Annotated in this window: 21 protein-coding genes; 3 read left to right on the top strand and 18 right to left on the bottom strand. The window is 49.5% G+C overall.

The window, feature by feature from the left end; genetic code table 11:
* Positions 1–9 precede the first annotated feature (9 nt).
* From ACRJJO_RS11840 to ACRJJO_RS11800, 9 genes are all read right to left on the bottom strand, one after another.
* Positions 10–1,251: an ATP-grasp domain-containing protein gene (locus ACRJJO_RS11840; protein ID WP_431065943.1), complete on the bottom strand. Its 1,242-nt coding sequence runs from the start codon at positions 1,249–1,251 to the stop codon at positions 10–12.
* Positions 1,252–1,812: 561 nt separating this feature from the next.
* Positions 1,813–2,505 (bottom strand): hypothetical protein, encoded by a 693-nt coding sequence (locus ACRJJO_RS11835; protein ID WP_431065942.1) that lies wholly within the window; start codon positions 2,503–2,505, stop codon positions 1,813–1,815.
* A gap of 239 nt (positions 2,506–2,744) precedes the next feature.
* Positions 2,745–4,052 carry a sensor histidine kinase gene (locus ACRJJO_RS11830; protein ID WP_431065941.1) on the bottom strand — a complete coding sequence of 436 codons (1,308 nt, stop codon included), beginning with the start codon at positions 4,050–4,052 and terminating at the stop codon, positions 2,745–2,747.
* Positions 4,049–5,878, bottom strand: coding sequence for a DUF1295 domain-containing protein (locus tag ACRJJO_RS11825; RefSeq protein ID WP_431065940.1), 1,830 nt, complete (start codon positions 5,876–5,878; stop codon positions 4,049–4,051). Before ACRJJO_RS11825 ends, ACRJJO_RS11830 begins: the two co-directional genes overlap by 4 nt.
* The gene (locus tag ACRJJO_RS11820) at positions 5,871–6,416 is read right to left on the bottom strand and encodes a DUF2878 domain-containing protein (RefSeq protein ID WP_431065939.1); all 546 of its coding nucleotides are present in this window, start codon (positions 6,414–6,416) and stop codon (positions 5,871–5,873) included. Before ACRJJO_RS11820 ends, ACRJJO_RS11825 begins: the two co-directional genes overlap by 8 nt.
* Entirely contained in the window at positions 6,403–7,668 is a 1,266-nt protein-coding gene (locus ACRJJO_RS11815) for a class I SAM-dependent methyltransferase (protein WP_431065938.1), read from the bottom strand. The genes ACRJJO_RS11820 and ACRJJO_RS11815 overlap by 14 nt, the downstream gene beginning before the upstream one ends.
* A 16-nt stretch (positions 7,669–7,684) precedes the next feature.
* Positions 7,685–8,452 carry a DUF1365 domain-containing protein gene (locus ACRJJO_RS11810; RefSeq protein ID WP_431065937.1) on the bottom strand — a complete coding sequence of 256 codons (768 nt, stop codon included), beginning with the start codon at positions 8,450–8,452 and terminating at the stop codon, positions 7,685–7,687.
* Positions 8,449–9,690 (bottom strand): NAD(P)/FAD-dependent oxidoreductase, encoded by a 1,242-nt coding sequence (locus ACRJJO_RS11805; protein ID WP_431065936.1) that lies wholly within the window; start codon positions 9,688–9,690, stop codon positions 8,449–8,451. The genes ACRJJO_RS11810 and ACRJJO_RS11805 overlap by 4 nt, the downstream gene beginning before the upstream one ends.
* Positions 9,687–10,625 (bottom strand): acyl-CoA desaturase, encoded by a 939-nt coding sequence (locus ACRJJO_RS11800; RefSeq protein ID WP_431065935.1) that lies wholly within the window; start codon positions 10,623–10,625, stop codon positions 9,687–9,689. Before ACRJJO_RS11800 ends, ACRJJO_RS11805 begins: the two co-directional genes overlap by 4 nt.
* 353 nt (positions 10,626–10,978) lie before the next feature.
* Between ACRJJO_RS11800 and ACRJJO_RS11795 the strand changes: the two genes are divergently transcribed.
* The gene (locus ACRJJO_RS11795; protein ID WP_431065934.1) at positions 10,979–11,527 is read left to right on the top strand and encodes a nuclear transport factor 2 family protein; all 549 of its coding nucleotides are present in this window, start codon (positions 10,979–10,981) and stop codon (positions 11,525–11,527) included.
* Complete coding sequence (locus ACRJJO_RS11790; protein WP_431065933.1) at positions 11,500–12,054, top strand: chalcone isomerase family protein; 555 nt, start codon at positions 11,500–11,502, stop codon at positions 12,052–12,054. The genes ACRJJO_RS11795 and ACRJJO_RS11790 overlap by 28 nt, the downstream gene beginning before the upstream one ends.
* A 334-nt stretch (positions 12,055–12,388) precedes the next feature.
* Here ACRJJO_RS11790 and ACRJJO_RS11785 read toward each other — a convergent pair whose 3' ends face one another.
* The 4 genes from ACRJJO_RS11785 to ACRJJO_RS11770 form a co-directional block, all read right to left on the bottom strand.
* Positions 12,389–13,201, bottom strand: coding sequence for a hypothetical protein (locus ACRJJO_RS11785; protein WP_431065932.1), 813 nt, complete (start codon positions 13,199–13,201; stop codon positions 12,389–12,391).
* 30 nt (positions 13,202–13,231) lie between these two features.
* Entirely contained in the window at positions 13,232–13,564 is a 333-nt protein-coding gene (locus ACRJJO_RS11780; protein WP_431065931.1) for a hypothetical protein, read from the bottom strand.
* Positions 13,548–13,781 (bottom strand): hypothetical protein, encoded by a 234-nt coding sequence (locus ACRJJO_RS11775; RefSeq protein ID WP_431065930.1) that lies wholly within the window; start codon positions 13,779–13,781, stop codon positions 13,548–13,550. Before ACRJJO_RS11775 ends, ACRJJO_RS11780 begins: the two co-directional genes overlap by 17 nt.
* Before the next feature lie 534 nt (positions 13,782–14,315).
* Positions 14,316–15,416, bottom strand: coding sequence for a hypothetical protein (locus tag ACRJJO_RS11770; RefSeq protein WP_431065929.1), 1,101 nt, complete (start codon positions 15,414–15,416; stop codon positions 14,316–14,318).
* Between the two features lie 151 nt (positions 15,417–15,567).
* Here ACRJJO_RS11770 and ACRJJO_RS11765 point away from each other — a divergent pair, with 151 nt between their 5' ends.
* Entirely contained in the window at positions 15,568–16,812 is a 1,245-nt protein-coding gene (locus ACRJJO_RS11765) for a mechanosensitive ion channel family protein (RefSeq protein ID WP_431065928.1), read from the top strand.
* Here the strand turns inward: ACRJJO_RS11765 and ACRJJO_RS11760 are convergent.
* The 5 genes from ACRJJO_RS11760 to ACRJJO_RS11740 all read right to left on the bottom strand — a co-directional run bounded on the left by ACRJJO_RS11760 (position 16,809) and on the right by ACRJJO_RS11740 (position 22,076).
* Entirely contained in the window at positions 16,809–17,588 is a 780-nt protein-coding gene (locus tag ACRJJO_RS11760) for a methyltransferase domain-containing protein (protein ID WP_431065927.1), read from the bottom strand. The genes ACRJJO_RS11765 and ACRJJO_RS11760 overlap by 4 nt on opposite strands.
* A gap of 22 nt (positions 17,589–17,610) precedes the next feature.
* Positions 17,611–18,339 carry a response regulator transcription factor gene (locus tag ACRJJO_RS11755; protein ID WP_431065926.1) on the bottom strand — a complete coding sequence of 243 codons (729 nt, stop codon included), beginning with the start codon at positions 18,337–18,339 and terminating at the stop codon, positions 17,611–17,613.
* Between the two features lie 62 nt (positions 18,340–18,401).
* Positions 18,402–19,388, bottom strand: coding sequence for a Tim44 domain-containing protein (locus tag ACRJJO_RS11750; RefSeq protein WP_431065925.1), 987 nt, complete (start codon positions 19,386–19,388; stop codon positions 18,402–18,404).
* A 559-nt stretch (positions 19,389–19,947) separates the two neighbouring features.
* Positions 19,948–21,312 (bottom strand): hypothetical protein, encoded by a 1,365-nt coding sequence (locus ACRJJO_RS11745; protein ID WP_431065924.1) that lies wholly within the window; start codon positions 21,310–21,312, stop codon positions 19,948–19,950.
* Between the two features lie 128 nt (positions 21,313–21,440).
* Complete coding sequence (locus ACRJJO_RS11740; protein ID WP_431065923.1) at positions 21,441–22,076, bottom strand: BPSS1780 family membrane protein; 636 nt, start codon at positions 22,074–22,076, stop codon at positions 21,441–21,443.
* Positions 22,077–22,681: the final 605 nt, after the last annotated feature.

The following is a 22,681-nucleotide window of genomic DNA, read 5'->3' as shown; positions in this document are numbered from 1 at the left end:
AGAGGCAGATTATACATAAAAATCGAGCTCTTCCTGATGCTTCAATAAGTCTCTCATAACGTGAGGATCGTGACCGAAAAAGTAGACCAGTCCCCAGTGAGTGCCAAAGGCGGTGCGTTTGGTCACGGTTTCTTCCAGAGGTGGTGTCAATTCGTGAGACTCGAAATACTCGTGCTCTTCGGTCTCCTCGGGGATCTCCAGTCTACTAACAACGCGGCGCCGTGGATAGACTCCAAAACAGCCGGCAACACCTTTGGCATCTACTACTTCTTTGGGGAAAAATGCCGTGATTTCTTCTTCGGTGGTTTTCGGGTCGAAGGACAAGATCAGGCCCTGATAGGCATTGAAGCCATAGGCCCGTTCAAGTAGCTCGAATACCTTGAATCCGGGTGGACGATAGGCCACCTCTCCGAAGTACATTTCGCCATCGTTGGTTACAAAGTACTCAGGATGGACAAAGCCGAAATCGATATCGAATGCCTTGATCAGTTTTTCAATTTGGGTGGTAATCTGGGCCCGGTATTTTTCTAGTTCAGGGGTGGCGGGAACAAACACCGAATAACCCAGGGTCACGTACTCGGAAATATTCAAAAAATGAATTTTGCCGTTATGAATCCAGGCTTCTACTGCGAATTCCCAGCCGTCCAAGTGGGATTCCATGAGCACGGGGAATTCTTCATCGGGAATGGTATCCACCTCGTCGGGCGTGCGAATCACTCTGTGCCCCAAACAACCGGCCTTGTCGAAGGCTTTGAGATGAATGGGGTCGTTGGGGTCACCATCCAGTTTGAGAAGGGTTTGGTTCACGCGTTTGAGAAAACGTACCACATCCTCTCTATCGTGTGCCTCCTCGAAAATACCCACGCGGATACCGCCCAGTTGAGCGCGCCGTTTCATTAGCGCCTTATCGCGCAATAACATGGCCTGGCCGAAAAGGCGAGGGTTATCCAGCAGTACCGAATTGATCGCGCCGGCCCATTCCACCGTTTCCTCGAACAGCGGAATTGAAACATCCACTCCCATGTCTTTCAAGGTTTGCGCAATTTCCATGGAGCGATCGTTAAGCCGCTCAAAGTTCCAGGGAATATAGGGAATATCGTGTTCTTTGCAGTAATTCTCGGCCCAATCGGGAGCCACCACCACATAGCGTCGGTCAAAACGGTCAGCGGCTTCAATGGCGTTAATGCTCCAGCCAAGAAGCGCTACATAACCTTTTTCGGGATTAAAGTTTTCTTTTCGATTCGTATTCATAAATGATAGCCTTTGCATTCATTGGCGTTTATACACTACTCTTTTTTTTCCACTTTGACTAATTGGTGCCCCTATGGGACCTGTGCCCCTGCGTCAGGATAGTTGTCGCATGAGTTGAAATTAATGAACGGTAGTTTCGGTGTTTTTCAGCGCACCCTCTCCACGCGTTTCGAACTTTTATTTGCAGGGGAGATAACCTGGCCTTCATGAGCGTTACTTTAAAAGCCAGGTATCAGAGAAAGCGGTTGAGGAATTTAATGATAATGTGGAAAAAGATAGTGTCTTGGGTAATAAAGATTCCCATGTACATATTGCCAAGTTAATCGGTCGATCAACAACTCTATTTTCTTGAAGTCCGAAGCTTGCTTGCTGAGATTCCTATTTATACCTTTCGCACTTTAAATTTCGGCAATCCTTAAGGAGGCGCCGGGTGATCGGCCCCACACCTAACGCTAGGAGAGGGATCAGCATGGATGCTGGCATAGAGCCAGCATGGACGTATTAATGTCGTCCTTTGATGGTCACCCCGGTGCCGAATTTTGATCTACGATCGGTATAATCTCAATTACCTGAGCCCCGTTTTATAAGGTCTAGAAGCGTATTTTTTTCCCGAATTTGCTTTTCAAGTTCGGCAACGGTGCTTTTGGCGGCTTTTAGTTCCGATTCCAGCGCCTTAATTTCAAGCGCCAAGGCTTCGCTTTGGTCCATCTCATCCCGTGCTTGGCTGTATAAGGATCTGAGTCGGATAGATTGAACATTCTCAGGCTTTGAAGGAGAAGGCTTAGGGCGGATCGGCTCCGGCACGGGTTTTTGCGGTGTTTCTGTTTTTCTTTCGGTTGGAGCTCGATAGATCGATCCGGTAATTCCTTTGAATATATCGGAAACAAAACTCGACTCTTTCGATTCGTCGGCTGCGTAAGCCGAAGCAATGATCGACCAAGATATCTTTTCGGTCGTATCGACTGTTGCCGTTGCCGTCGCACTTTGCGCGGTGATTAATGAAGAAATTAGTGCAGGTGCGGCAATGCCTATTTCGAATAGCTTGAACGGCTTTATTTCGTCTTCATGTAGGTATGCTATAAACCCGCCGATCAGAAATAATATGATATAGCGAATGAAAACACCGATGATATTACCGGTTGTGAGAGTGCTTTCGTCATCGAATATTGCGCCGATATCGATTGCCAGTAATGAAACAAGCACAGGCATCAGTGCCCCGAACCCGCCGATAAAAAATCGTTTTTTGGGACTCATAAGACACCTCTGAAATAAAGACAAACCAATGACTTCAAGATACTACTCGGCATGTAAAAAATTGTCGAGCGCGAAAACAGAGGTTTGATGATTAGGGCAGACACTCCCTGCCCAGTAGGGTAATGTTGGTTTTCTCTGTTTGCCGCCCGGTTTCCCGGCAGTGCCCGGCCAAGAGGTTTTTCTCTTGATCTTTGCTCGCCTCTGCTAATCCGGCGATTCTTTGCAAGCAGGAAAAACTTTTAATTTCTTTTCCCCCCGACCCGGCGCGCTTTCGGAAAAACCACCGATATAGCCGTGCCTTCGCCGGGTTTACTGCGAATTTTGAGTTTCCAGCCGAAACGATTGCAAAGCCGCTTGACGATCGTCAACCCTAAGCCGTGGCCGTTTTGACCGTCTTGAGCGCGATAGAAGGGTTCGAATACCTGCTTGAGTTGTTTTTGCTCCATGCCGATGCCGGTATCTGCGATTGTGACGCGATTTTCGTCGATAGTAATGCAAACCGTGCCTGCCTGGGTATAGCTAAATGCGTTGCGCAGTAAATTGGTCAATAAGATACTCAAGACTTTTTCAGCGGCCGGCACCGACAACAAACAATTTTGTTCGACTTCGACACTGATTTTATCGTTGGTGACCGCCCTGCCGACTTGCTCAACCAGATTGCTGAGCAGATCGTTAATCAACACATCATCCTCGGGCAGCGGTGAACACTCCTCGCGGGCCAGTAATAACAACGTATCGATCAAGCCTTCCATGTCGCGTAGCGTATTTTCTATCGTTTGCAACGATCTTTGTTCGTTAGGCTGGTAATCCGAGCGCTTATGCAACAAGGCTAACGAGCTTTTGATGACGGCCAGCGGCGTTCTGAGTTCGTGGCTAGCGTCGCGGGTAAAATTTCGTTCGCGTTCGATGAACAATTCCAAGCGCTCGGTAAAGTGGTCTAAAGCATCGACCAGCTTGGCGACATCGCTGTCGGTAGTTTGTCGAAATTCGCTCAAATCCAGTTCGGCGAGTCCTTGTTTTTTGAAGTCGAAACTTTCGACGATATGCGCGAGTGAGATCACCGGCGAGATCGCGTCCCTCGATTGGCGATAGGACATCCAGGCGAACACGTAAATCAGAACCAACACTAAGCTCAGCGGCACGACACCGAAATAAAACGACAAGGCTGCGACTTGCTGTTCATCGAAGACTAAATACAGCCGCGAATCGTCATTATCCTCGATATACACGATCGGCTGCCGTCCATCTATTAAAGCACGACCGAAGCCGGGCTGCAGCAGTCGTAATGTTTCGGGAACCTTAGAAAAATCGCCGTTGGAAGCCAGATAACCGCTCATATTGAGCGTATCGGGTGCGGAAAAATTCGGGTTTTGTCGGTAGCGTTCCCAAAAATGATCGGCTTCGCCTTGCAAGGCTTCGCGAACCAGAACATCTTCGACGATTTTAGCGGCGGCAAATACACCCATTAGCGTCGCAACACTGATCAACAGAATCTGCAGTAAAAAAGCCTTAATCAGTTTATATTGCAGACCTTGCTTTCTCATCATTCACTCGGCCTGATAAAGAGATAGTGGGTAACCAACCATTCGTTCCCGCCCCGATAACCGAACAATTCGGCACAGGCCATAAAAAACAAGCGCCAACGCTGCCGCCAAACGGCTGCTTGTTCCTGCCCGTAGGTTTCCGCAAAAATCCGATCGATTTCGGACGGGTGTCGGTCCATGTTGCTCAACCAGGCTTCGGACGTTTTTTGATAATGTTGGCCGGAAACGTCCCATTGGCATTCTATCTGCAGCCGGCCTTGAAAATGCAGTAGGGTGTCCCGGGCCGGCATCAATCCGCCGGTGAAAAAATAGCGCCCCATCCAATTGTCGTCGCCCTCGGTTTCGAACGGATAGGCCAAATAACGGTGACAAAAAATATGTACGAACAGCTTGCCGCCGGGCTTCAACCAGCTGGCGATATTGCTCATTAAATGCTCGTAATTACGCATATGTTCGAACATTTCCACCGAAACGACGCGATCGTACTGTTCAGTCAATGACAAGAGATTCACGTCGCAGGTGATTACATCGAGATTACGCAATCCCCTTAGCTTCGCCTGTTCGAGGATATATTCGCGTTGACTATTCGAGTTCGATACTGCCGTAATTGTACTACCGGGATAATGCTCGGCCATCCATAAAGTCAACGAACCCCAGCCGCAACCCAACTCAAGTATTTGCTGGCCGGCCACCAATTCCGCCCGTTCGCAAGTCAGCCTTAGCATCCGCGCTTCGGCTTCATCGAGTGTTTGAGTCGTTTCGTCCCAGTAACACGACGAATATTTCAGATGCTTGCCCAGTGCATGTCGATAAAAAGCTGCCGGAACTTCGTAATGTTGGCGATTGGCCGCATCGGTTTCTATCGCGATAGGGCTTTCTCTCAGAGTTTGTAGCAACGATAGGTAACGCAAGCTTTGCTTTTCGACATCATTCGCGCATTCGTCTTTAAGACGTTGCCTCAACAAATTTCGGATACCGATTCGCATCAATGCGTCCGGAATTAAACCTCGCTCGGCCAGTTCGATCGCATTCAACATAGAAAATCGATTTTGCAAAGGAGAGGTCGATTTCGGGTACCATGGCAAAAATTTGCTGGTGGTTTGTTGATAGCGGCGGTAATCATCGCCGCGAGAACGCAAGGCTTGTTGTTCGGTATAGGGGATACCCGTCAAAAAATACAAAAAGCAAAACATCACGACCGGCGCGAGCCATAGCCAGTATTGATATTCTCCGCCCCAGCCCATCAACGGGTATGCGAACCAGTGCAGCCATTCAAAAAAATAATTCGGATGCCGGGAATAACGCCACCAACCCGTTCGGCAAGTCAGTCCGCGATTATCGGGATTTTTCCGAAATTCGGCCAATTGCCGGTCTGCCGTGGTTTCGCCCCACAAGGCCAAACAGGCAACCACTAATGCGCAAAAAACCATGACAGTATTAGGGTCGCGAGTATGCGCGACCGCCCAAAAAGGAAGGGACAACACCCAGATAAAACCGGCTTGCAATAAAAAAAACTGCAAAAACCCGCTATCGGCCTTATCCTGCATCGCTGCCCGCATCGCTTGGTAACGGCCGTCTTCCGGCTCTCCGAATACCCGTGCAGACAAATGACTTCCCAATCGCAAAAACCAGGCGAACGTCAGAAAAGCCAGGCTGAGCTGTAAATACAGAGGCGCGGTCCCGGTCAACGCATACCATGGCCCCGCCAACATCATCCCGAATGACCAAATCACATCGACGATACCGGCGTTCTTATGGTTTTGCTGCCACACCCAGGCCATTAACATCGCGACGGTACTTAGTAACGCGATTACGATTAAACTAAACATGTTTCGTCTCCAGTGGATGATTTTTTTGTCTGATTACACGCGCCATCCATAACAAAAGCGGTAGCGCCGCTGCCCAACTCAAAGCCAGGCCGAAGATCCAAACTCCGGAGTTCTCAGTGATATTGAGCGCACCGAGTCTCGCCGCCGCCCAATAAGAAAACGGACACGTAATGCCGCCGAGCAGTCCGGCTAACCAAAGACGCGACTGCAACCAAGCCAAAGAATGATTCAAGGTTAGCGCCAAGCCGAACCAAAGCAGTAAAATCCATAAAGGCGCGTAATCGGTATCCGGCCAAGGAGACGCATATTGAAGCCAACCGATCCGAATCCAGGCGCTATCCAAAATCATGCCGAGCACTAACGCAGCCGGCACCAAACGAAAATCGCCGGCGACATGAATCGCAGGGCGGGTATGCCACAACCCGAACAACAATAAAATAACCGGTGCCGGCCAAAACTGGTTTGACGCCGCCGACAAGACCGCGGCAAACCACAAGCCTTGCATCCAAGCCATATTAATGAGGTTATTGCGATTCATAACGAGGCAGCCATTGTTCGCGGCGATTGCTAGGTTTGGCCAGCAGCAATTGCACGTTGGAAATCGATTTTTCCCAAAAGCCGCCTTCGCAATAACACAAATAAAACTCCCACATCCTGATGAATTGTTCGTCGTAGCCTTGTTCCCGAACCTTATCGAGCGAAGCCATGAAACGTTCGCGCCAGGCTTTTAATGTTAGTGCATAACTTTCGCCTTGATCTTCTAAATTGATCAAGCGCAAATCGGTGCTCCGCGACGCGCTGGCGATAATCGCGTTGATGCAAGGAATGAAACTGCCCGGAAAAATATAGCGTTTGATAAAGTCGACACTCTTCAAAGCCTGTTTATAGCGCTGATCTTCGATCGTAATCGCCTGAATCAAGGCCAGGCCGTTCGGTTTTAGTAAGTTCGCGCACTGCTTGAGGTAAGTATCGAGATAATGATGTCCAACCGCTTCGATCATTTCTATCGACACCAGCTTGTCGTAAACTCCGGTCAAATCCCGGTAATCCTCCATCAGCACTGTCACGCGATCGGCGACTCCTTCATCGTCGATGCGTTGACGCGCGGCCTCGAACTGTTCTTTCGAGATGGTCGTAGTCGTTATGCGGCAGCCGTAATGCTTGGCGGCATAAGTGGCAAAGCCGCCCCAACCTGTGCCGATTTCGAGGACATTATCGTTGGGCTTTAAATCCAATTTTCGGCAAATACGCTCCAACTTGGCTGTCGAGGCTTCTTCGAGGCTTAGCTCCAAGTCGTGATAAGTTGCCGACGAATACATCCCGTGCTTGTCTAAAAACAACGAAAACAAATCATTACCCAAATCGTAATGCGCGGCGATATTTTTGCGCGAGCCATGCTTGGAGTTTCGGCGCGCGAAATGCCAGAATTTCAACAGAGTATTGGTTAAGGTTGCCAGCCCGCCTTCCATGCTGTCTAACAGGTCTCGATTGCGCACCAAAATTCGGATCACCGAAGTCAAATCGTCGGTTTGCCATAATTTGTCCATATAGGATTCGGCGGCGCCGATCGAGCCGCCTAACGATATCTGCCGGTAAAAACTCATATCGAAGACTTCGATCTCGGCGCTGAGGCCATCTTGACCGGGACTACCCAACACGACTTTGCCGAGCGAGTCGGTCACCGTTAATTGGGAATCTTGCAAATGACTGAGTTTATTCAGTAGCGCTTTGCGCAGCAGCAAATCGAATCTAGCCGGGTTCTTGCTTATTTCGGCGGTTGTGGCATTCATGCTTATCTCCTTGATGTCATTCGGTTTGTTTATCGGGATGCGAATAAAACGGTATGCCTTTCAGCCAAAGCCGGAAAGCATGCCAATAAATCCTAAAAACGATGGCGCAAGTGATGAAAGGAAATCGCAACGGCACCGAGCGCATCATTTTCGGGGATGGGTCGAGCATGTCCAGTTGCAGGGTAGCATCGAAACAGCATTGCGCCAGGCGGTACAATTGCATGTGTATCGTCAACTTATCGCCGGAAAAGGCGAACCGCCATCGGTAATCGATGTCCATCGGCATGAACGGCGATACGTGAAAAGCTTTGCCGAACTCGAAGGTCCATTTACCGTTTTGGGCCGTGCTTTGCCGAGTATCCAAGACATAACAAAACCGTTCGCCCCAGGGTGTATTGGTAATTTCGGCGAGAATGAAGCGAGGCTGATCCTCGCTTTTGGGAAAACAAAAATAAAAACTGACCGGATTGAATGCAACGCCTAAGTATCTCAGATGCGTAAGCAAGCAAATGCGTCCTTCAAACATTTCACCGGTTTGTTGTTCAATTCGGGTTTTTACCGCGTCTCGCAAATCCGAATCCGTAGGCCCAAGATAGTCTTCGCGATAATAGGCGACCAGATTAAAGCGTTGCTTCGACCAAAAACGGCTTTTATCGATGACCTGATCTAATTCGTCGAGATCGAGCCACGACATGAACAAGGGATAGCGGAAAGCATGCGGTTTCGGCAAGTGGCGCCGGTGGCGCACCCAACCTTTGCCGATGCGGCTGTGCAGCGCGTTCATGATGGCGCGTTCAGTTTATCGATCGCCAACTGCGCACTGGCCGCGCCGTCTTCATGAAAGCCCCAACCCCAATAGGCGCCTGCATAAAACGTGCGGTTATGGCCATTGATATCGGCATGTCTTTTTTGCGCGGCCAGGCTTTCCGGGGTGTACACTGGATGTCGATAATGCCGCTGCATCAAAATTTTCGACGGATCAATACGGTCCGTGCAATTCAGCGACACCAGCAACGGCTCAGGAGCGTCTAGATTTTGCAGCAAATTCATATAATAAGTCACAGTACAATTCGCCTGAGCCCCAGCAGGTTTCAACGCATTCCAACTTGCCCAGGCCTTCGGATGCCTCGGCATCAACCCCGCATCGGTATGCAGTACCGTATCGTTGTCCTGAAATGAGAACGCACCGAGTATTTCGGTCTCTTCCGGGCTCGGATCGGACAAGAGCCGAAGCGTTTGATCGCCGTGACAAGCCATGACGACGTGGTCGAAACGCCGCTCGCCACTCTCGCCGATGATCGTGACGCCGTTATTGTCCCGTGCGATCGATCGTACCGGACTATTTAGCCGGAGTTCGCCGCCGAAGCGCTGCTTGAATGCTTCGACATAGGTCGACGAGCCGCCTTTGACCGTGCGCCATAGCGGCCGGTCATCGATTTTCAGCATGCGGTGATTGTTCATGAATGCAACGAAATAGCGTGCCGGAAAGTTTTTCAGACTTTCCGGCGGCCCCGACCATAAGGCGCAAGCCATCGGCAAAATATGGTCGTCGATGAAGGCTTCGCTGTAACGGTTTTGTTGCAGGTACTCACCCAAGGTCAGCGCATCGTCCCCGCTTTTCAATAAGGCCGGCGCTTCGCGGTAAAAGCGGAAAATATCGGCGATCATCCGGTAAAAGCGTGGACTGAACAGATTGCGACGTTGACAGAATAACTTGTCGACCGTCGTAGCATTGTATTCGAGGCCGGTTTTCGCATCGGCCACGCTAAAGCTCATATCCGAAGGCTGCGAAGCCACGCCCAATTCGTTCAGAAAGCGGCAGAAATGGATGTAGTTGTGTTCGTTGAATACTATGAAGCCGGTATCGACCGAAAATTGGCGGTCGTCCAAGACGATATTGTGCGTATCGGTATGGCCGCCCAGGTAAGTATTGGCTTCATACAGCGTAACCTCATGCTGCTTGGCCAGATAATGGGCCGCATAAATGCCGGAGATCCCGCTGCCGACGATCGCGATGTTCATGCTTTGTCTCCTTCATCCCAGCGATTCGAATTCAAGCGTGAAACCGGAACCGGTTGCAGGTCCCAGATCAAACCACACCAAGACATCAGTTTCAGCAAGTAATAGCTAATATCGATCTCCCACCAATAAAAGCCTTGGCGAGCCGAGACCGGATAATGGTGATGATTGTTGTGCCAGCCTTCGCCGAGCGTGATCAGTGCCAAAAAACCGTTGTTGCGGCTGTCGTCGCCGGTTTTATAACGTTGGTTGCCCCAGACATGCGACAGCGAATTGATGAACAGCGTGCAATGGATCAGCACTATCGTCGACACGAAATAACCCCAAATCAACATTTGCCAGCCGGTCGTACCGAGTTCCGGAAAAGCGATTTCGAGCCATTTACCCAGACCCCACAACGCGACTGCATAGAGCACAGGAATCACGATGTCGAAGCGGTCCAGGAATCGTAGCTCGGGAAACTTAATCAGATCGCGCACCCATTGCTCGCGGGTAACAAAGTGCTTGGTGCTCATAAACCAGCCCATGTGGCTCCACCAGAAACCTTTACGCGGGCTGTGCATGTCGCGATCGGTGTCGGAATAACGGTGATGACGGCGATGGTGCGACGCCCACCAGATTGGGCCGCGTTGCGTCGCGGTTGAACCGAGCAAACCGAAAAGAAACTGGCACACGCGGGTGGTTCGAAATGCCTTGTGCGAGAAGTAGCGATGATAGAATGCCGTAATCGCGAACATGCGAATGAAGTAGGAGAACAGCGCCACGACAATCACGATCGGGCTCCAGCCCACTACGAATACCAACAGGCACGCGACATGCATGAGTATGAACGGAATCACGCGAAACCAATCGACGGCCTCGCTGGCGTCATTGCTGGTTTCGACACTACTGCTGTCGAACCAGGCGAAAAATTTTGTTAATGCGTTTTGTATAAACATTTTAGTAATCTCATAAAACTTACTCTTTCATTTAAGGATTCGGTCATAAATAAATTCCCTATTTTTAATACGCGGTAAGCAGGTTCGGTTGCTCGATTGACAGGTGTCGGCGGCAGGGAAAGCCGCCGTCAAGCCTACACGGACGTATTCACGGCGTCCTGTCAAGCGAGTTACCGAACCCGCTACAAGACTCATAGCTCCAGGAAGTTATTTTTCACGAAATCCTAAGAGTATGTTGGTCATTAGAATACTAAGCGTGTGAAAAATATGTGAACGCCTGCGTGCGATTTGTTCACACAATAGTGCATAGAGATCGGTAACACTCTGCAGAAAATTGAATAACGGAGTGGACGATGAAAAAAATGACATCATTATTCGGCATATTACTCGCGCTGACCGGCTGCAGCAGCGTCGAACCGAATCCGATGCGCGAGTATTTAGCGATGGCTCCGGCCGAACAGAATGCCGGAAAACATCCTAAAATCAGGCATTTTGTCGAGTTATACGACAACTTGGAAGTATTGCCGATCAAGACTAAGGTTGAAAATACCTATGCCGAGCAGCTGTATTTTAACGATACGCTTGTAACCCTGCATGACCGGCAAGCCCTACAGAGTTATCTAGAACAAACCCAGAAAAACCTCGATTCGATCAGTATTGAAGTTATGTCGGTATTCGAACAAGGCGACGATGCGTTTGTGCGCTGGAACATGCGAACTCGGTTCACGCTGTTGGGTCGAAGCAAGGATGTCACGACGATAGGCTTTAGCCATTTGCGTTTCGACGATCATGGCAAAATCGTCCTGCATCAAGACTACTGGGACAGCACGCAAGGCTTTTTTCTACAGGTTCCGATTATCGGAGGAGTATTACAATGGATAAAAAACGGTTTACACGACTAGCGATCTTGTTAGGGTTTATGTCGTTCGGCAATATATACGCCGAAGACTTACTGTCTTCGAGCATCAATAATCAGCAGGCCGAACTACCGCGTTGCAGTAAGGGTGAATTGAAAGCTTTCCGCTGGATTCATGTCGGTTATGCCGAACTTTATCTAAACAATTGCAAGAACCCGATCGATGTTTTCAACGATTCTCCGAAACAATTACGCTTTATTTACGAGCGCTCGATTCCGGCCAAGGCCTTCCGCGAGGCTTCCGAGGAATATCTAAAAGCGAACTTAGGCGATCGATACCAGGCCTGGCGTAACGCTTTCGATCGGTTCAATCGGCAATATAAGGACATTGATAAAGGCGATTTTTACGATTTAATTTATGATGCCGATAACGGTTTGAGACTTTTTCTGAACAATGAGCTGCTCGGAGCCTTAGAAGACCCCGAACAGGGGCTGGCTTATTTCAATATCTGGTTCGGCAAAGACCCGTTCTCAAATGCACTGAAAGAAGCTTTACTGACGCCCGAAATGTAATATCTGCCGCCACACTCTTGTGGTGAGTATTCAGTTCCCCGGCTATTCTCGTTCCCACGCTGGAGCGTGGGAACGATAGGGGGATGTGCATAATTACCTCTTGTGAATGCCGAGCTTAAAAAGCTCTATTTGCGTTAATCCAAATTCGTCAGTTTGTCTCGCTCCAAGTTCCTGGAGCGCTACCAAAATTGCTCGCTCCCAAACGCTTGTTTGGGAGTGTCTACCGTCAAGCTCAGATTGGCGTACGATAAGCAGAGCTTAAAGGTAGGCATTCCCAAGTAGAACTTGGGAACGAGACAAACATAGAAAAATAATGAACGAAAGTGGGCGCAGGCTAAAACGACAAATCCCACTGTAACCAAAACCGCTGATCCGATTGGCTGATTCCTTGCCTCGGTTCTTCCACGATCAAATGACTGACTTGAAAATTCACTTTATTGTTATGGCCATTGAAGAAATAAGTCATTACGCCGCTGAATTCTTGTTGCCGGTCGTTATCGACGTCGACATTGGGATCGACAAAGGCATAACGTCCGGCAAATTCCAGGTTCTTCGGCACGATCGCCAAAATATAATGCGGAAAATAGCCGGCTTGGATTAAGCCCCCCATGAGATTCGTTTCTCTCCCGCCGGCGCCTTTGGCTTGGAATGTATCGATAACTTCCTTCCAGTGCATTTCATGTTGAATCGATAGGCCTTGCCATTTGAAACGGGCTTCTTCCATCATTTGATTGATTCGGTATTGTCCGTCTTCGCCTACGCTATAGCCGGGTAGTACGCGGCAGCTTCGGTTATCGGTTTCGAAGGCGGTGCATCGACTTCGATTGGTCGCCGCCGCGAACGCGAAATTGAGAGCCGGATTTTCATGATATTCGAGATCGGATTGAGAAAACGGCATCTCCCCACCCAAGGCATTCCACTGCAAGCGGCCGGAATACATCATGTTGTTATCGTCATTGTTGCGCTCGCCGACGCCGAGTCCGGTATAAACGCCGGCATAATAACTGATATCGTGCCAGCTGCCGGGAAATAGATTGCCGAATATTTGTACCCCTTGTTGCCGGTCTACCGTAAAGATGTCGTTAACAATCGACCGGTTGACGAATTGCTGATTGCCTGAAGAGGTCACCCGTTCGTCGTTATACAAAACCTTACCGCGACCGAACCATAATTTAGCCTATGGATATTTGTCCACGGTCAAATTCAAATCGCGCAAAACCGGCTGGGACCAGTCGTATTGCAAATAGTATTTCAACCATGGCCAATAGGCATGACCTCTGAGCTTGGTTCGAGCACGGCGGATCATGAAGGTGCTTTGGTCGCGTTCGAGATCGTCGATCGAGCGCGGATCGCTGTCGAAAGGATTGGCATAGCGGGCTTGTATCCGGTTTTGGATGGACAAGGCGAATTTGCCGTCATCGGTCTTGAATTCAAAGCCGTTCTTGCCGTAACTGACGCCGGAGGGCAGGTTACTCTGGGTTTTAGGCTTCGGTTCATCCGGCTTGGGCAAGCGCAGTTTGCACGTCTTTTTCCGGTAGCGCATGCTCCGATTGACTAGCTGTGGCGGCTTGCGCTGCTTCTAGTTGCTCGAGCCGTTTTAGTTTTTCATCCAAGGCTTGCAGCTTCGCGTCGAGTCGTTTTTCAACGGCCAGCAATTCCTGCATATAACGTTCCGGGTCTTTGGGTTCTGCGGCGAGAACGACTCCGGAAAAAAATAACCCGAGCACCTAAATCCATAGTCCATTGGCTATGGTTGACTTCCTCGTTCCCACCGCTCCAGCGTGGGAATGCATACCGATCTTGCCTCGGCTGACAAGGTATGGGTTCCCACGGAGGACCGTGGGAACCAGAAAAAAATTACTGTTTTGCAATCTTAGCCAATGAGGCCTCGATACCATTTTTTGTCGCCCAACGTTCCCGACTTTCCCTCACCTAGCGTTAGGTGAGGGACGATCTGGGGATCGCTCCCACAGAGCATCCGCCCCCTTGTGGGAGCGACGCCTTCGTCGCGATTTCGAAGCCACTGATGTTCAATATCCGCAGATTTATCAAACAACACCGTTTCCAGGTATACGATGATCTCTGTTAGCAAGTTTACCGATACTTGTGTATAACGGCGAGAGCTGGAGCTTGGGTAACAGCATATTTTAGTTTTTGCGACTATGACTGGCCCCTACTCGGACACTTGGCTTCGGCAAGCTGAAGCATCTTGCTAATCAGGAAAAGATATGGGCTTGACGAGGATGTCGGGAGAAGAATCTTTAATTCGCGCCGGCCTGCTTAACCAATAGCATACGGCCCAAACGGCGCAATCCGTCGGACGATATGTCCAAGCCGAGCGGTGAGCCGATGGCTTCAAGTTCGTACAGCAAATCCGTTGCGGTGATAAACGTCAGAAAGCGCAAGCTCTCGGCTCCGGGTACGTCTTTGGCTATCGTTCGCAGCACCGGCGTAACTTGATCCCATGAATCGTTGAAAAACATCCGGACCGGATCGCCGCCGCTCGTGTCGTTGCTCGTCAAACCCTTGTGGAAGGCCGATTTAGCCGCAAGTAAAGTCTCCAAAAGCGTATCGCGCACGTCCGAGGAAACCCTATCGTCCGCGGCTCGATCGATCGCTTCAAATAATGAAGCGTTCCAGCGTTGCCAAGCTACATTCCATTGTTGCATTTCGCTTTCGTTGAATACCGGCGCGGGTTGCTTGTTTGTTCTTGCATTTGCCTGTGGAACCTCAAAAGCGACTTTTACGCTCAAACCGGTTTCACCGGCCTTGACTTCGCTGAATCGGAGCGAGCTCAATAAGGCTTGCACCGCCGCTTTATTTTCCGGAGTCGTGACGGGTGCCAGCGTTTTTTCGATGTCGCCTCGCATTTCTTGAAGGTCGAGTTTAACCGATGCCAATTTCGGTTCGGCAAAACGCTTGAGTAAATCCTGCAACTGATCGATTCTCAATGCTTGTCCGCCCGGATCGTAAGCAACCGCCTTGTCGATCGGAAAGCGTAAAACAGTTCCGCCGTTCTCCAGTACCGCGCGTTGAAAAGTTTCGAGCTTGCCGGTCCAATCCAACACGGTTAGACATTGGCCGCCCATGGCGGTGCCGATGCGCGCATGTACGTCATTGACGATTCGAACGAGGTTTTGTTGCCCGTCGATTCTAGGGTTGGACATATCGAGTAAACTACAGCCGCCTTTATCCTTCCATAAATGGGCAGTCTGATTGGCGCCGGTGTAGATCTGTTCGACCAGTGCATTTCGAATCAAGCGGTAATCGATCGGAAGCGGTATGGTCTTCTGATTTGCGCTAAGGCTTCCCGAATAGGCGATTAGGATTCCAAGATAAACGCTTAGCAAAGTGTTTTTCATAGTATGACTCATATAATCGGTTATGCCCCATGCGGCTTAAGTAGGTTACCATTATTCCCAGTGATATCGTTTTAGTCCAATCATGACTTTCGACGTATTTGTTCAGTCAAATGCATTTAGCAGTTTAATGAATTTCTTTTAGGAGTAATCAGTGTTTGATACGGCTACACAATGGCTGCAAGACTTAAATCTGGAGCCTAGCACCAAAGTGGCAATCGCTTTGGCGGCTATCGTTGCCATAGCAATATTAACCCACCTCATTTTGCATTATGTCTTTCTGCGTTTAGTCGAAAAACTGGCCTATCGCAGCAAATGGGTTTGGAAGCGCGCCTTATTCGAGCAAAATTTATTCAATCGCATTGCATTCGTATTTCAGGCCATGTTGGTCCGCTGGCAAGCCCAGCTATGGCTGGCCCAGGAGTCATTGTTTTTATCCGGTATCGAATTAGCCGCTAAATTGTGGATATTGTTTTATCTACTCTTAAGCTTGTTTTCTTTGCTCGACACCTTGCTGTACTTGGCGCATCAATACCGCGTCGCAAGACATTGGCCTTTGCGCGGCGTCTTCCAAAGCATCAAGCTGATTGCATCCGGTTTTGCCTGTATCTTATTTGTTTCGATCATCACCGACAAATCGCCGGTGATTTTACTCAGCAGCTTGGGCGCGATGACGGCAGTACTGCTCTTAGTGTTTAAGGATTCGTTATTGGGCTTGGCTGCCGGCATTCAACTGTCGGCCAACAAAATGTTGAGCGTCGGCGACTGGCTGGAAATGTCCAAATACGGCGCCGACGGCGATGTGATCGATATCGGCTTGACTACCGTCAAGGTGCAGAATTGGGACCGAACGATTACCACGATCCCGACTTACGCCTTGATATCCGATTCGTTTAAAAACTGGCGCGGCATGCAAGAATCCGGCGGCCGGCGCATTATGCGCAGTATTCGCATCGATGTCGCTAGCGTTGCGTTTTTATCCGAAGAAGATATCGTTCGTTTGCGTAAAACTAAGCTGCTGACCGATTATATCGAACGAAAACTGGCCGAAATCGACAAGGCCAATGCAGAGGAGCGTGCCGATTTATCTTGTCCTGCGAATGGCCGGCGGCTGACTAATTTAGGTACGTTCCGCGCCTATTTGAATGCCTATCTCAAGGCACATCCCGGTATTCATCAAGCGATGATTTTGATGGTGCGCCAATTGGAACCCGATGCGCACGGACTGCCGATTCAGATCTATGCGTTCAGCAATGATACGCGCTGGGTCAATTACGAAAGTATTCAAGCCGATATTTTCGACCATATATTAGCGGTCGTGCCGGAATTCGGCCTGCGCGTCCATCAAATGCCGAGCGGCCAGGATTTGCAAGCGTTGTTGAAAGCGACAGGGAATTAATCGTTATCGCTTTGCCGGCGCGCCAATAGATGGATATAGCGCCCCATGTCCCGGTAGGTCGGCATTCGGCAATAACGGTATTCCAATTCGAATAATTCGGCCGGATCGCTGCCGTCTAAAGTGTCTTTGCTTACATAATCGTGAAACACGCGAATGCCGGTATGCGCCGTAATGCTAAATCCGTGGCTTTGCAATCGATCGATGACTTCGTGGGGATATTGAGGATTGGGCGGCGTTAGTTTTTTGCCTTTGCCGAGATAGGCATCGTTAAGCAGATTTCTCCAGCGCCAATGGCCTTTCAAGGCATTGGTATACACCATCGCGTTACGGTTATAGAACAATAGCGACAAATAGCCGCCGGGCTTGACCTTCTTCATGACGACTTGTAAGGCCGGCAGCGGATCGCCGAGCCATTCGATTACCGCATGAAATAAAACCAAATCGAATGGGGGAAGTTTGGCCGCGAGCGTTTGCGCGGGTTCATGATGAAATTCGGCGATCAGGCCGGCTTCGGAAAAGTGCTGTCGCGCCCGCACCAGCATCTTTTCCGATATGTCGCATAGCGTCAAACGGTGGCCTTGCTCGGCTAGCCATTGGCTGATTTGCGCAAAACCGCATCCGGCATCCCATATCGACAGAGGTCCGGCAGCCCGGTAAAACTCGTCGAGGTCTTCCTTCAGCAGCTTGAGCCGCCAATCGCCTTTGGGCGTGCCGTAGACTTTTTGTTCGAATTTTTCGACAAACGGGTCGAAATTGCGGTCTTTCAGTGGTTTCATCGGGTAGGAGCGGCAAAGACGATTAATTCGGTGCGACTAACCGATAACCGATCCCCGATTGGGTTTCGAGTAAGGGCACATCGAACGGCTTGTCGATTTTTTTGCGCAGTTTGTATAAATGGCTTCGGAGCGTATCGCTGTCCGGGATTAGTTCTCCCCAGAGTTCTTGTTCCAATTGCTCCCGGGTAACCAGGTTGGGCGATTCGCGCATCAAGATACGCAGTATCCGCAAACACGTCGGCGACAATTGAATAATCCGGCCTTGGCGCATGACCTGCATTGTGCTGGTATTGAAGGTTAAGTCGTGAATTTGATAAACGGACTCGTCCAATTCGCCGCGTTCTCGGCGGATTAGGGCATTGATCCGGGCTTCGAGCTCCGGCATTTCGAACGGTTTCACCAAATAATCGTCGGCACCGCGTTGAAACCCTTCCAGCTTGTCTTGTAATTGATCGCGAGCGGTCAGCATTAATATCGGCGTCGACAAACGCGCGTCTTTACGCAGTCTCCGACATATTTCCAAACCGTCGATGCCGCCGGGTAGCGTGATATCGAGAATGATGGCGTCATAGCGTTGCGTTGCGGCAAGATGCAGTGCGCACAATCCGTCGTAGGCGTAATCCATCGTAAAGCCGCTGCTTTCAAGATAGGCACCGACTGCTTGAGCCAGGTTTTTATGATCTTCGACCAGCAGCAAAGAGGCGTTCCTCTGGCTCGGTTGGTTTTGAGGATTGGCTGGAGAAATGTCCATATTTTGGAAAGTGCGAAGGTTCGGCGGAGGCCCCGCCGAACCTTGTATCGCTAGAGTTAAGGTTATTCTTCGACTTGCTGAATGCCGTCCAGGTACCATTTCGGCTGCAGGCTATTTCTCGGCTTAACGAAATGCCAAACTTCGCGAACAGCTTGCTCCGGTCCGTAAATGTCTTCGCGAAGTAAGGAATCGAACAAAACGGTCGCTTCCAGTTCGCTGCCGGATTCGCGGACGTCGAGCAATTCGGCTTGAACACTGACGACCTCGGTTCGGTTGTCATCGGTTGAGGCCTTGAGTTGATCCTGTATTTCGGCGAACACGCGGTCGGTAGTCAAGCCTCTGATTTCGGCTAGATCGCGATCGTCCCAAGCGGTTTGCAAAGCTCTAAACGCATTTTCGGCACCGTTCAAGAAAGCATGTTCGTCGAAACCTTCCGGCAAGATCAATTCACGATTTTCGATAGCGGGCTCGAACCCCGAATCGTTATTGGCTTGAGGGCCTTTCTTAAACAATAAGTCGGTATTGAAACCCGTATTACCTACCGAAGCGCGTGATGTCTCTTGGGCTTGAGGCGCTTCATAATCGTTATAAGCTGAGGATGAGCGCTGTTGCGGTTCATAGCTTTCGCGACTATAAGCCGGTACCGGTCGCGCGGCATTTTTGGCGCGGGCGGCAAACAGTTTATAGAGTAAAAACGCGATACCGCCGAAAACTAAAATATCCATGAAATTGAAGTTCTCGAAGGCGCCGCCGAACAACATAGCGCCAAGCAACCCGCCCAAAGCCAGGCCGCCGAGCATGCCCATCAAGCCGCCGCGACTAGCGAGCTTTTGTTTGGCTGCTTGGTTTTGGGCCTGGGCTTGTTGCTGTTGCCGTGTTGGTGCCGCTTTTGCCGGTGAGGCAGAGCGTTGGTACGGTTTGTTGAACGAGGATTTGCCGCCGAACGAGCCGCCTCCGCCGAATCGCTTGGCTTCGGCATCCGAAACGCTGCCCAATCCGAGGGACAGTCCGATGATCAAGGTTGTCACTATGCTGGTTAATTTATTCATGGATAAGTTTTTGAGTTTTGTTGATAAAGGCAAGAAAAATAATTGGGCTGTTCATTGTATAACGCAGTCTTTCGCCCTATTAACTACGCATTAAAGATTCTCGTTTACGACACGGCATGACCTGATTGAGTTCCATCGATAGATTGTCGGCAAGCAGTCAAAAATCCCATCTTTCTTAGTATGAAGTGAATTAAGCAATATGTGGATTAAAATCTAACTGTGCGGGTTGAGTAACCATACGCATCAAGCTAAAAACGGCCAACCCGCACCCCGCTATTTCCCAAGCTCCAGCTGCCTGAGACCGACATAACCTCAATCAACCCCGACTCGTTCGTTCACAACTACCTCGATCGTTGGGAAGCCAGAGATGCCTGAACAGGCTCCCCAAGCTCAAGCTTGGGGAGCAGCATTAGGTGCGCGATGCGTTCTAAACTGTTTATGCAGGGCAGGGTTAGCGACCCTGTCCTGAATGTTTCAATCATGTCCAGTGCAAAAATAAGACCTTCCGGGCGGGTTGAATAGCCCGCCGCCGCGCCTCAATTTTTCAGGTAACGGCGCATTAAAACTCCTTGACCACAAAGAAAGTAATGTCGCTTCCGCCACGTTCGTCATCCCTTAGTACGTTGAAATTATGGGTAACATCCACGACCAACATCGATTCGCCGAGAAAACCGGTCGCGAGCCGACCGCCCACCGCGCTATAAAACGTTTCTTTTCTCTTGAATTCGCCGCCGATATTGCGTACCGGATTCAACCAACCCGCAGTTCCGTGCAAGCTCAAGTAACTGAAAAAAATCGGCTCCCAGCGGTATTCGGCGTTACCGATCAAATAGTGTTCGGGATAATATTCCCATACCGAAGCTCCGGGGAGCACGGGCATGGCCGTCGAGGCAAAATCCCAACCCATCGGATTGACACCGCCTCCGATGCGTTGCGCCGAAAATCGGTCCAGATTGGCGCCCGTACCGCCATGGACGGAGCCTAATAGCCGGTGTCTATCACTATTGATAAACGGAACGCCGGTGGCGCCTAACGCATAGGCGTCGAATCTCAAATGATCCCGAGAATCGCTAGCGCGGTATTGATTGCCGTCAAGCCCCCAATCGCGCCAATTCACGCGGTGTCCGTAGACCAGGTTTCCGCCGGCGGCAAAACCTTCGTGAGCCAGCCACAATATATTCCGTTTTAACCCGTCGTATTTCACTTCCAGGCGTGAACCGAGCTCAACGGTATCGCGAGGCGCGAGTAGATTATCGGCGGCTTCGCTGCCTTTGCTGAAATATAAAAAACCCGGCTCGAAATACAGATTGGCCATGAAGATATTATCGTTATAACCGGGATCGACTTGAGTTCGATAGCCGAGACCGATATCCCATTGCAAACGGCCCCAATACATTTCTTCATCGAGTACGCTTCGTCCGTCGACGACTTCGCTCATCGCACTCGGCGGCGTAAAATTCCTAAATGCTAATGCATATTGAAAATCGCCCCAATCGGGCAATTGTTCGCCGTAAAACAAATCGTTATATGCTCCGGCAATATTCGCATAAAACAACTTGCTTTGTTCGGGCTGTCGCCAAAAATACAGACTGCCAATCGGAAAAATATCTCGGTCGTCGGGTCCCGGCGTGTTGTATTGAAGACCCAGCATCCAGGCATTTACCGATGTTCTATCACGCGGATCGACGATAATTTCTTCGCCCAGAAACTCGGTTTTGAAGCCTTCCCCGGCCAATGGAGTTTTATAATTTTTCGAATCCCGGTCCAGGTAAGGAAGTTCTTGTTCAATAGCGGATTGAATAGCGTCATCTGACGCTACTGCTTCATATTGCTGCGCCATAGCCGATGAACTAAAGCACAACAATCCGAACAAGGTGATGGATAGTGGGTAGAGTTGCCGAGTGATCAGATCATAGCTAGCCATTTCATATACTCCAAAAAACACGCACTAGTTCGTACAGCAATTTAGGATATAAGGGTTACCCCATATCCAACATGAAACATGACTCAATATTCCGCCAGGAATTACCGAAAAATACACTTGATTTTGTGCTACCGGTAAATCGCTTTATAGCTGATATAAAGCGAGCAGAATGTTACCGGTATAATTAAAATCATCGCCAAACCAATCGTAACGACAGACAGCAGAGCAAAGAGTATCAAGAACAGATAAACCGTGATCATCGCCGAAATATGACGCCCGCAGTTGTAATAACTACTTTTGATTGCATCTACAGGCTTGCTATCGATGAACATCACTTGGGGCACCGAGTACAACAATGCTGAAATGATCAGGATGCCCAATGGCGCTGCTAGTATCAGTGCCGTAAAAGGTCCGAGTGTTACCGTTAATCCCGCTTCAATAATTTCGAAGAATACCATTAACAAGCCGAGAATCAACAAAGGTTTCAGCTTGGGCGAATCGATGAAGCCTTGGAAAAAATGGCTGATTTTTATCTTTCGCTGTTCGTCGACTTCTCGAATTGCATACAAAAATCCGCCATACATCACCGGAAAGATCAAACCGTCTAATATCTCACCGATTACTGGAAGTAGTGCTAGCAGGACTTCCAGAAGAATCCAGATCACGGTACCGAGAATCAGCAACAGCGGGCTTTTAGTAAACAGCTTCCAACCATCGACAAACCATTGTCGGCCGTCTTTCATTGTATATCCTGTATCTTCCATCGCGCGCTCCTAAAATTATTATTGTCTATCGACATCTATTTTAAGACGATTCAATCAATCATACCTTTCGTATACCTTTCACACTTCAAATTTCGGCATTGCTTAAGGAGGCCGCCGGGGTGTTCGGTCCCTCACCTAACGCTAGGTGAGGGACCAGCAAGGAGCTGGCATAGAGCTTACATGGACGTATTCACCCAGCACCTAAATTCCATAGCCCATTGGCTATGATTAATTTTCTTAGATAATTTAGGTGCTGGATTCACGGCGTCCTTTGACGAACACCCCGGTGCCGAATTTTGATCTACGATGAGTATGAATTTGAAACGAAAGTTTAGGAAAACAAAAGGCTTACGCTTCAGTATACCGACAACCCGGGATCGGTCCAAATTCGGCACACTCCGTTTAATAAAAAGATTCGTCAGCATTAAATGTGTAATTATTCACACCCCCCTATCGTTCCCACGCAGAGCGTGGGAACGATAATTGCCGGGGGGACTGAATAGTTACTTAGGAATATACATAAATTTACTTCTACAAGTTTTAGGCATTGTGGTGGTTCGGCGACTCGCTTGACAGGACGCCGTGAACCCAGCACCTAAATTATC

Origin of the sequence: Methylotuvimicrobium sp., assembly GCF_050611805.1 — a bacterium.
In the GTDB taxonomy this organism is placed as follows: domain Bacteria; phylum Pseudomonadota; class Gammaproteobacteria; order Methylococcales; family Methylomonadaceae; genus Methylotuvimicrobium.
Note: the sequence above shows the minus strand (reverse complement) of the source record. Positions and strands in the feature narration are given on the sequence as shown.

What these genes read in the sequence shown, in the direction of transcription:
- ACRJJO_RS11820 (WP_431065939.1), bottom strand. Translation starts at nt 6,416, where the DNA reads ATGAATCGCAATAACCTCATTAATATGGCTTGGATGCAAGGCTTGTGG.
- ACRJJO_RS11760 (WP_431065927.1), bottom strand. Translation starts at nt 17,588, where the DNA reads ATGAAACCACTGAAAGACCGCAATTTCGACCCGTTTGTCGAAAAATTC.
- ACRJJO_RS11815 (WP_431065938.1), bottom strand. Translation starts at nt 7,668, where the DNA reads ATGAATGCCACAACCGCCGAAATAAGCAAGAACCCGGCTAGATTCGAT.
- ACRJJO_RS11770 (WP_431065929.1), bottom strand. Translation starts at nt 15,416, where the DNA reads ATGAAAAACACTTTGCTAAGCGTTTATCTTGGAATCCTAATCGCCTAT.
- ACRJJO_RS11795 (WP_431065934.1), top strand. Translation starts at nt 10,979, where the DNA reads ATGAAAAAAATGACATCATTATTCGGCATATTACTCGCGCTGACCGGC.
- ACRJJO_RS11755 (WP_431065926.1), bottom strand. Translation starts at nt 18,339, where the DNA reads ATGGACATTTCTCCAGCCAATCCTCAAAACCAACCGAGCCAGAGGAAC.
- ACRJJO_RS11805 (WP_431065936.1), bottom strand. Translation starts at nt 9,690, where the DNA reads ATGAACATCGCGATCGTCGGCAGCGGGATCTCCGGCATTTATGCGGCC.
- ACRJJO_RS11830 (WP_431065941.1), bottom strand. Translation starts at nt 4,052, where the DNA reads ATGATGAGAAAGCAAGGTCTGCAATATAAACTGATTAAGGCTTTTTTA.
- ACRJJO_RS11810 (WP_431065937.1), bottom strand. Translation starts at nt 8,452, where the DNA reads ATGAACGCGCTGCACAGCCGCATCGGCAAAGGTTGGGTGCGCCACCGG.
- ACRJJO_RS11840 (WP_431065943.1), bottom strand. Translation starts at nt 1,251, where the DNA reads ATGAATACGAATCGAAAAGAAAACTTTAATCCCGAAAAAGGTTATGTA.
- ACRJJO_RS11800 (WP_431065935.1), bottom strand. Translation starts at nt 10,625, where the DNA reads ATGTTTATACAAAACGCATTAACAAAATTTTTCGCCTGGTTCGACAGC.
- ACRJJO_RS11750 (WP_431065925.1), bottom strand. Translation starts at nt 19,388, where the DNA reads ATGAATAAATTAACCAGCATAGTGACAACCTTGATCATCGGACTGTCC.
- ACRJJO_RS11790 (WP_431065933.1), top strand. Translation starts at nt 11,500, where the DNA reads ATGGATAAAAAACGGTTTACACGACTAGCGATCTTGTTAGGGTTTATG.
- ACRJJO_RS11835 (WP_431065942.1), bottom strand. Translation starts at nt 2,505, where the DNA reads ATGAGTCCCAAAAAACGATTTTTTATCGGCGGGTTCGGGGCACTGATG.
- ACRJJO_RS11745 (WP_431065924.1), bottom strand. Translation starts at nt 21,312, where the DNA reads ATGGCTAGCTATGATCTGATCACTCGGCAACTCTACCCACTATCCATC.
- ACRJJO_RS11825 (WP_431065940.1), bottom strand. Translation starts at nt 5,878, where the DNA reads ATGTTTAGTTTAATCGTAATCGCGTTACTAAGTACCGTCGCGATGTTA.
- ACRJJO_RS11740 (WP_431065923.1), bottom strand. Translation starts at nt 22,076, where the DNA reads ATGGAAGATACAGGATATACAATGAAAGACGGCCGACAATGGTTTGTC.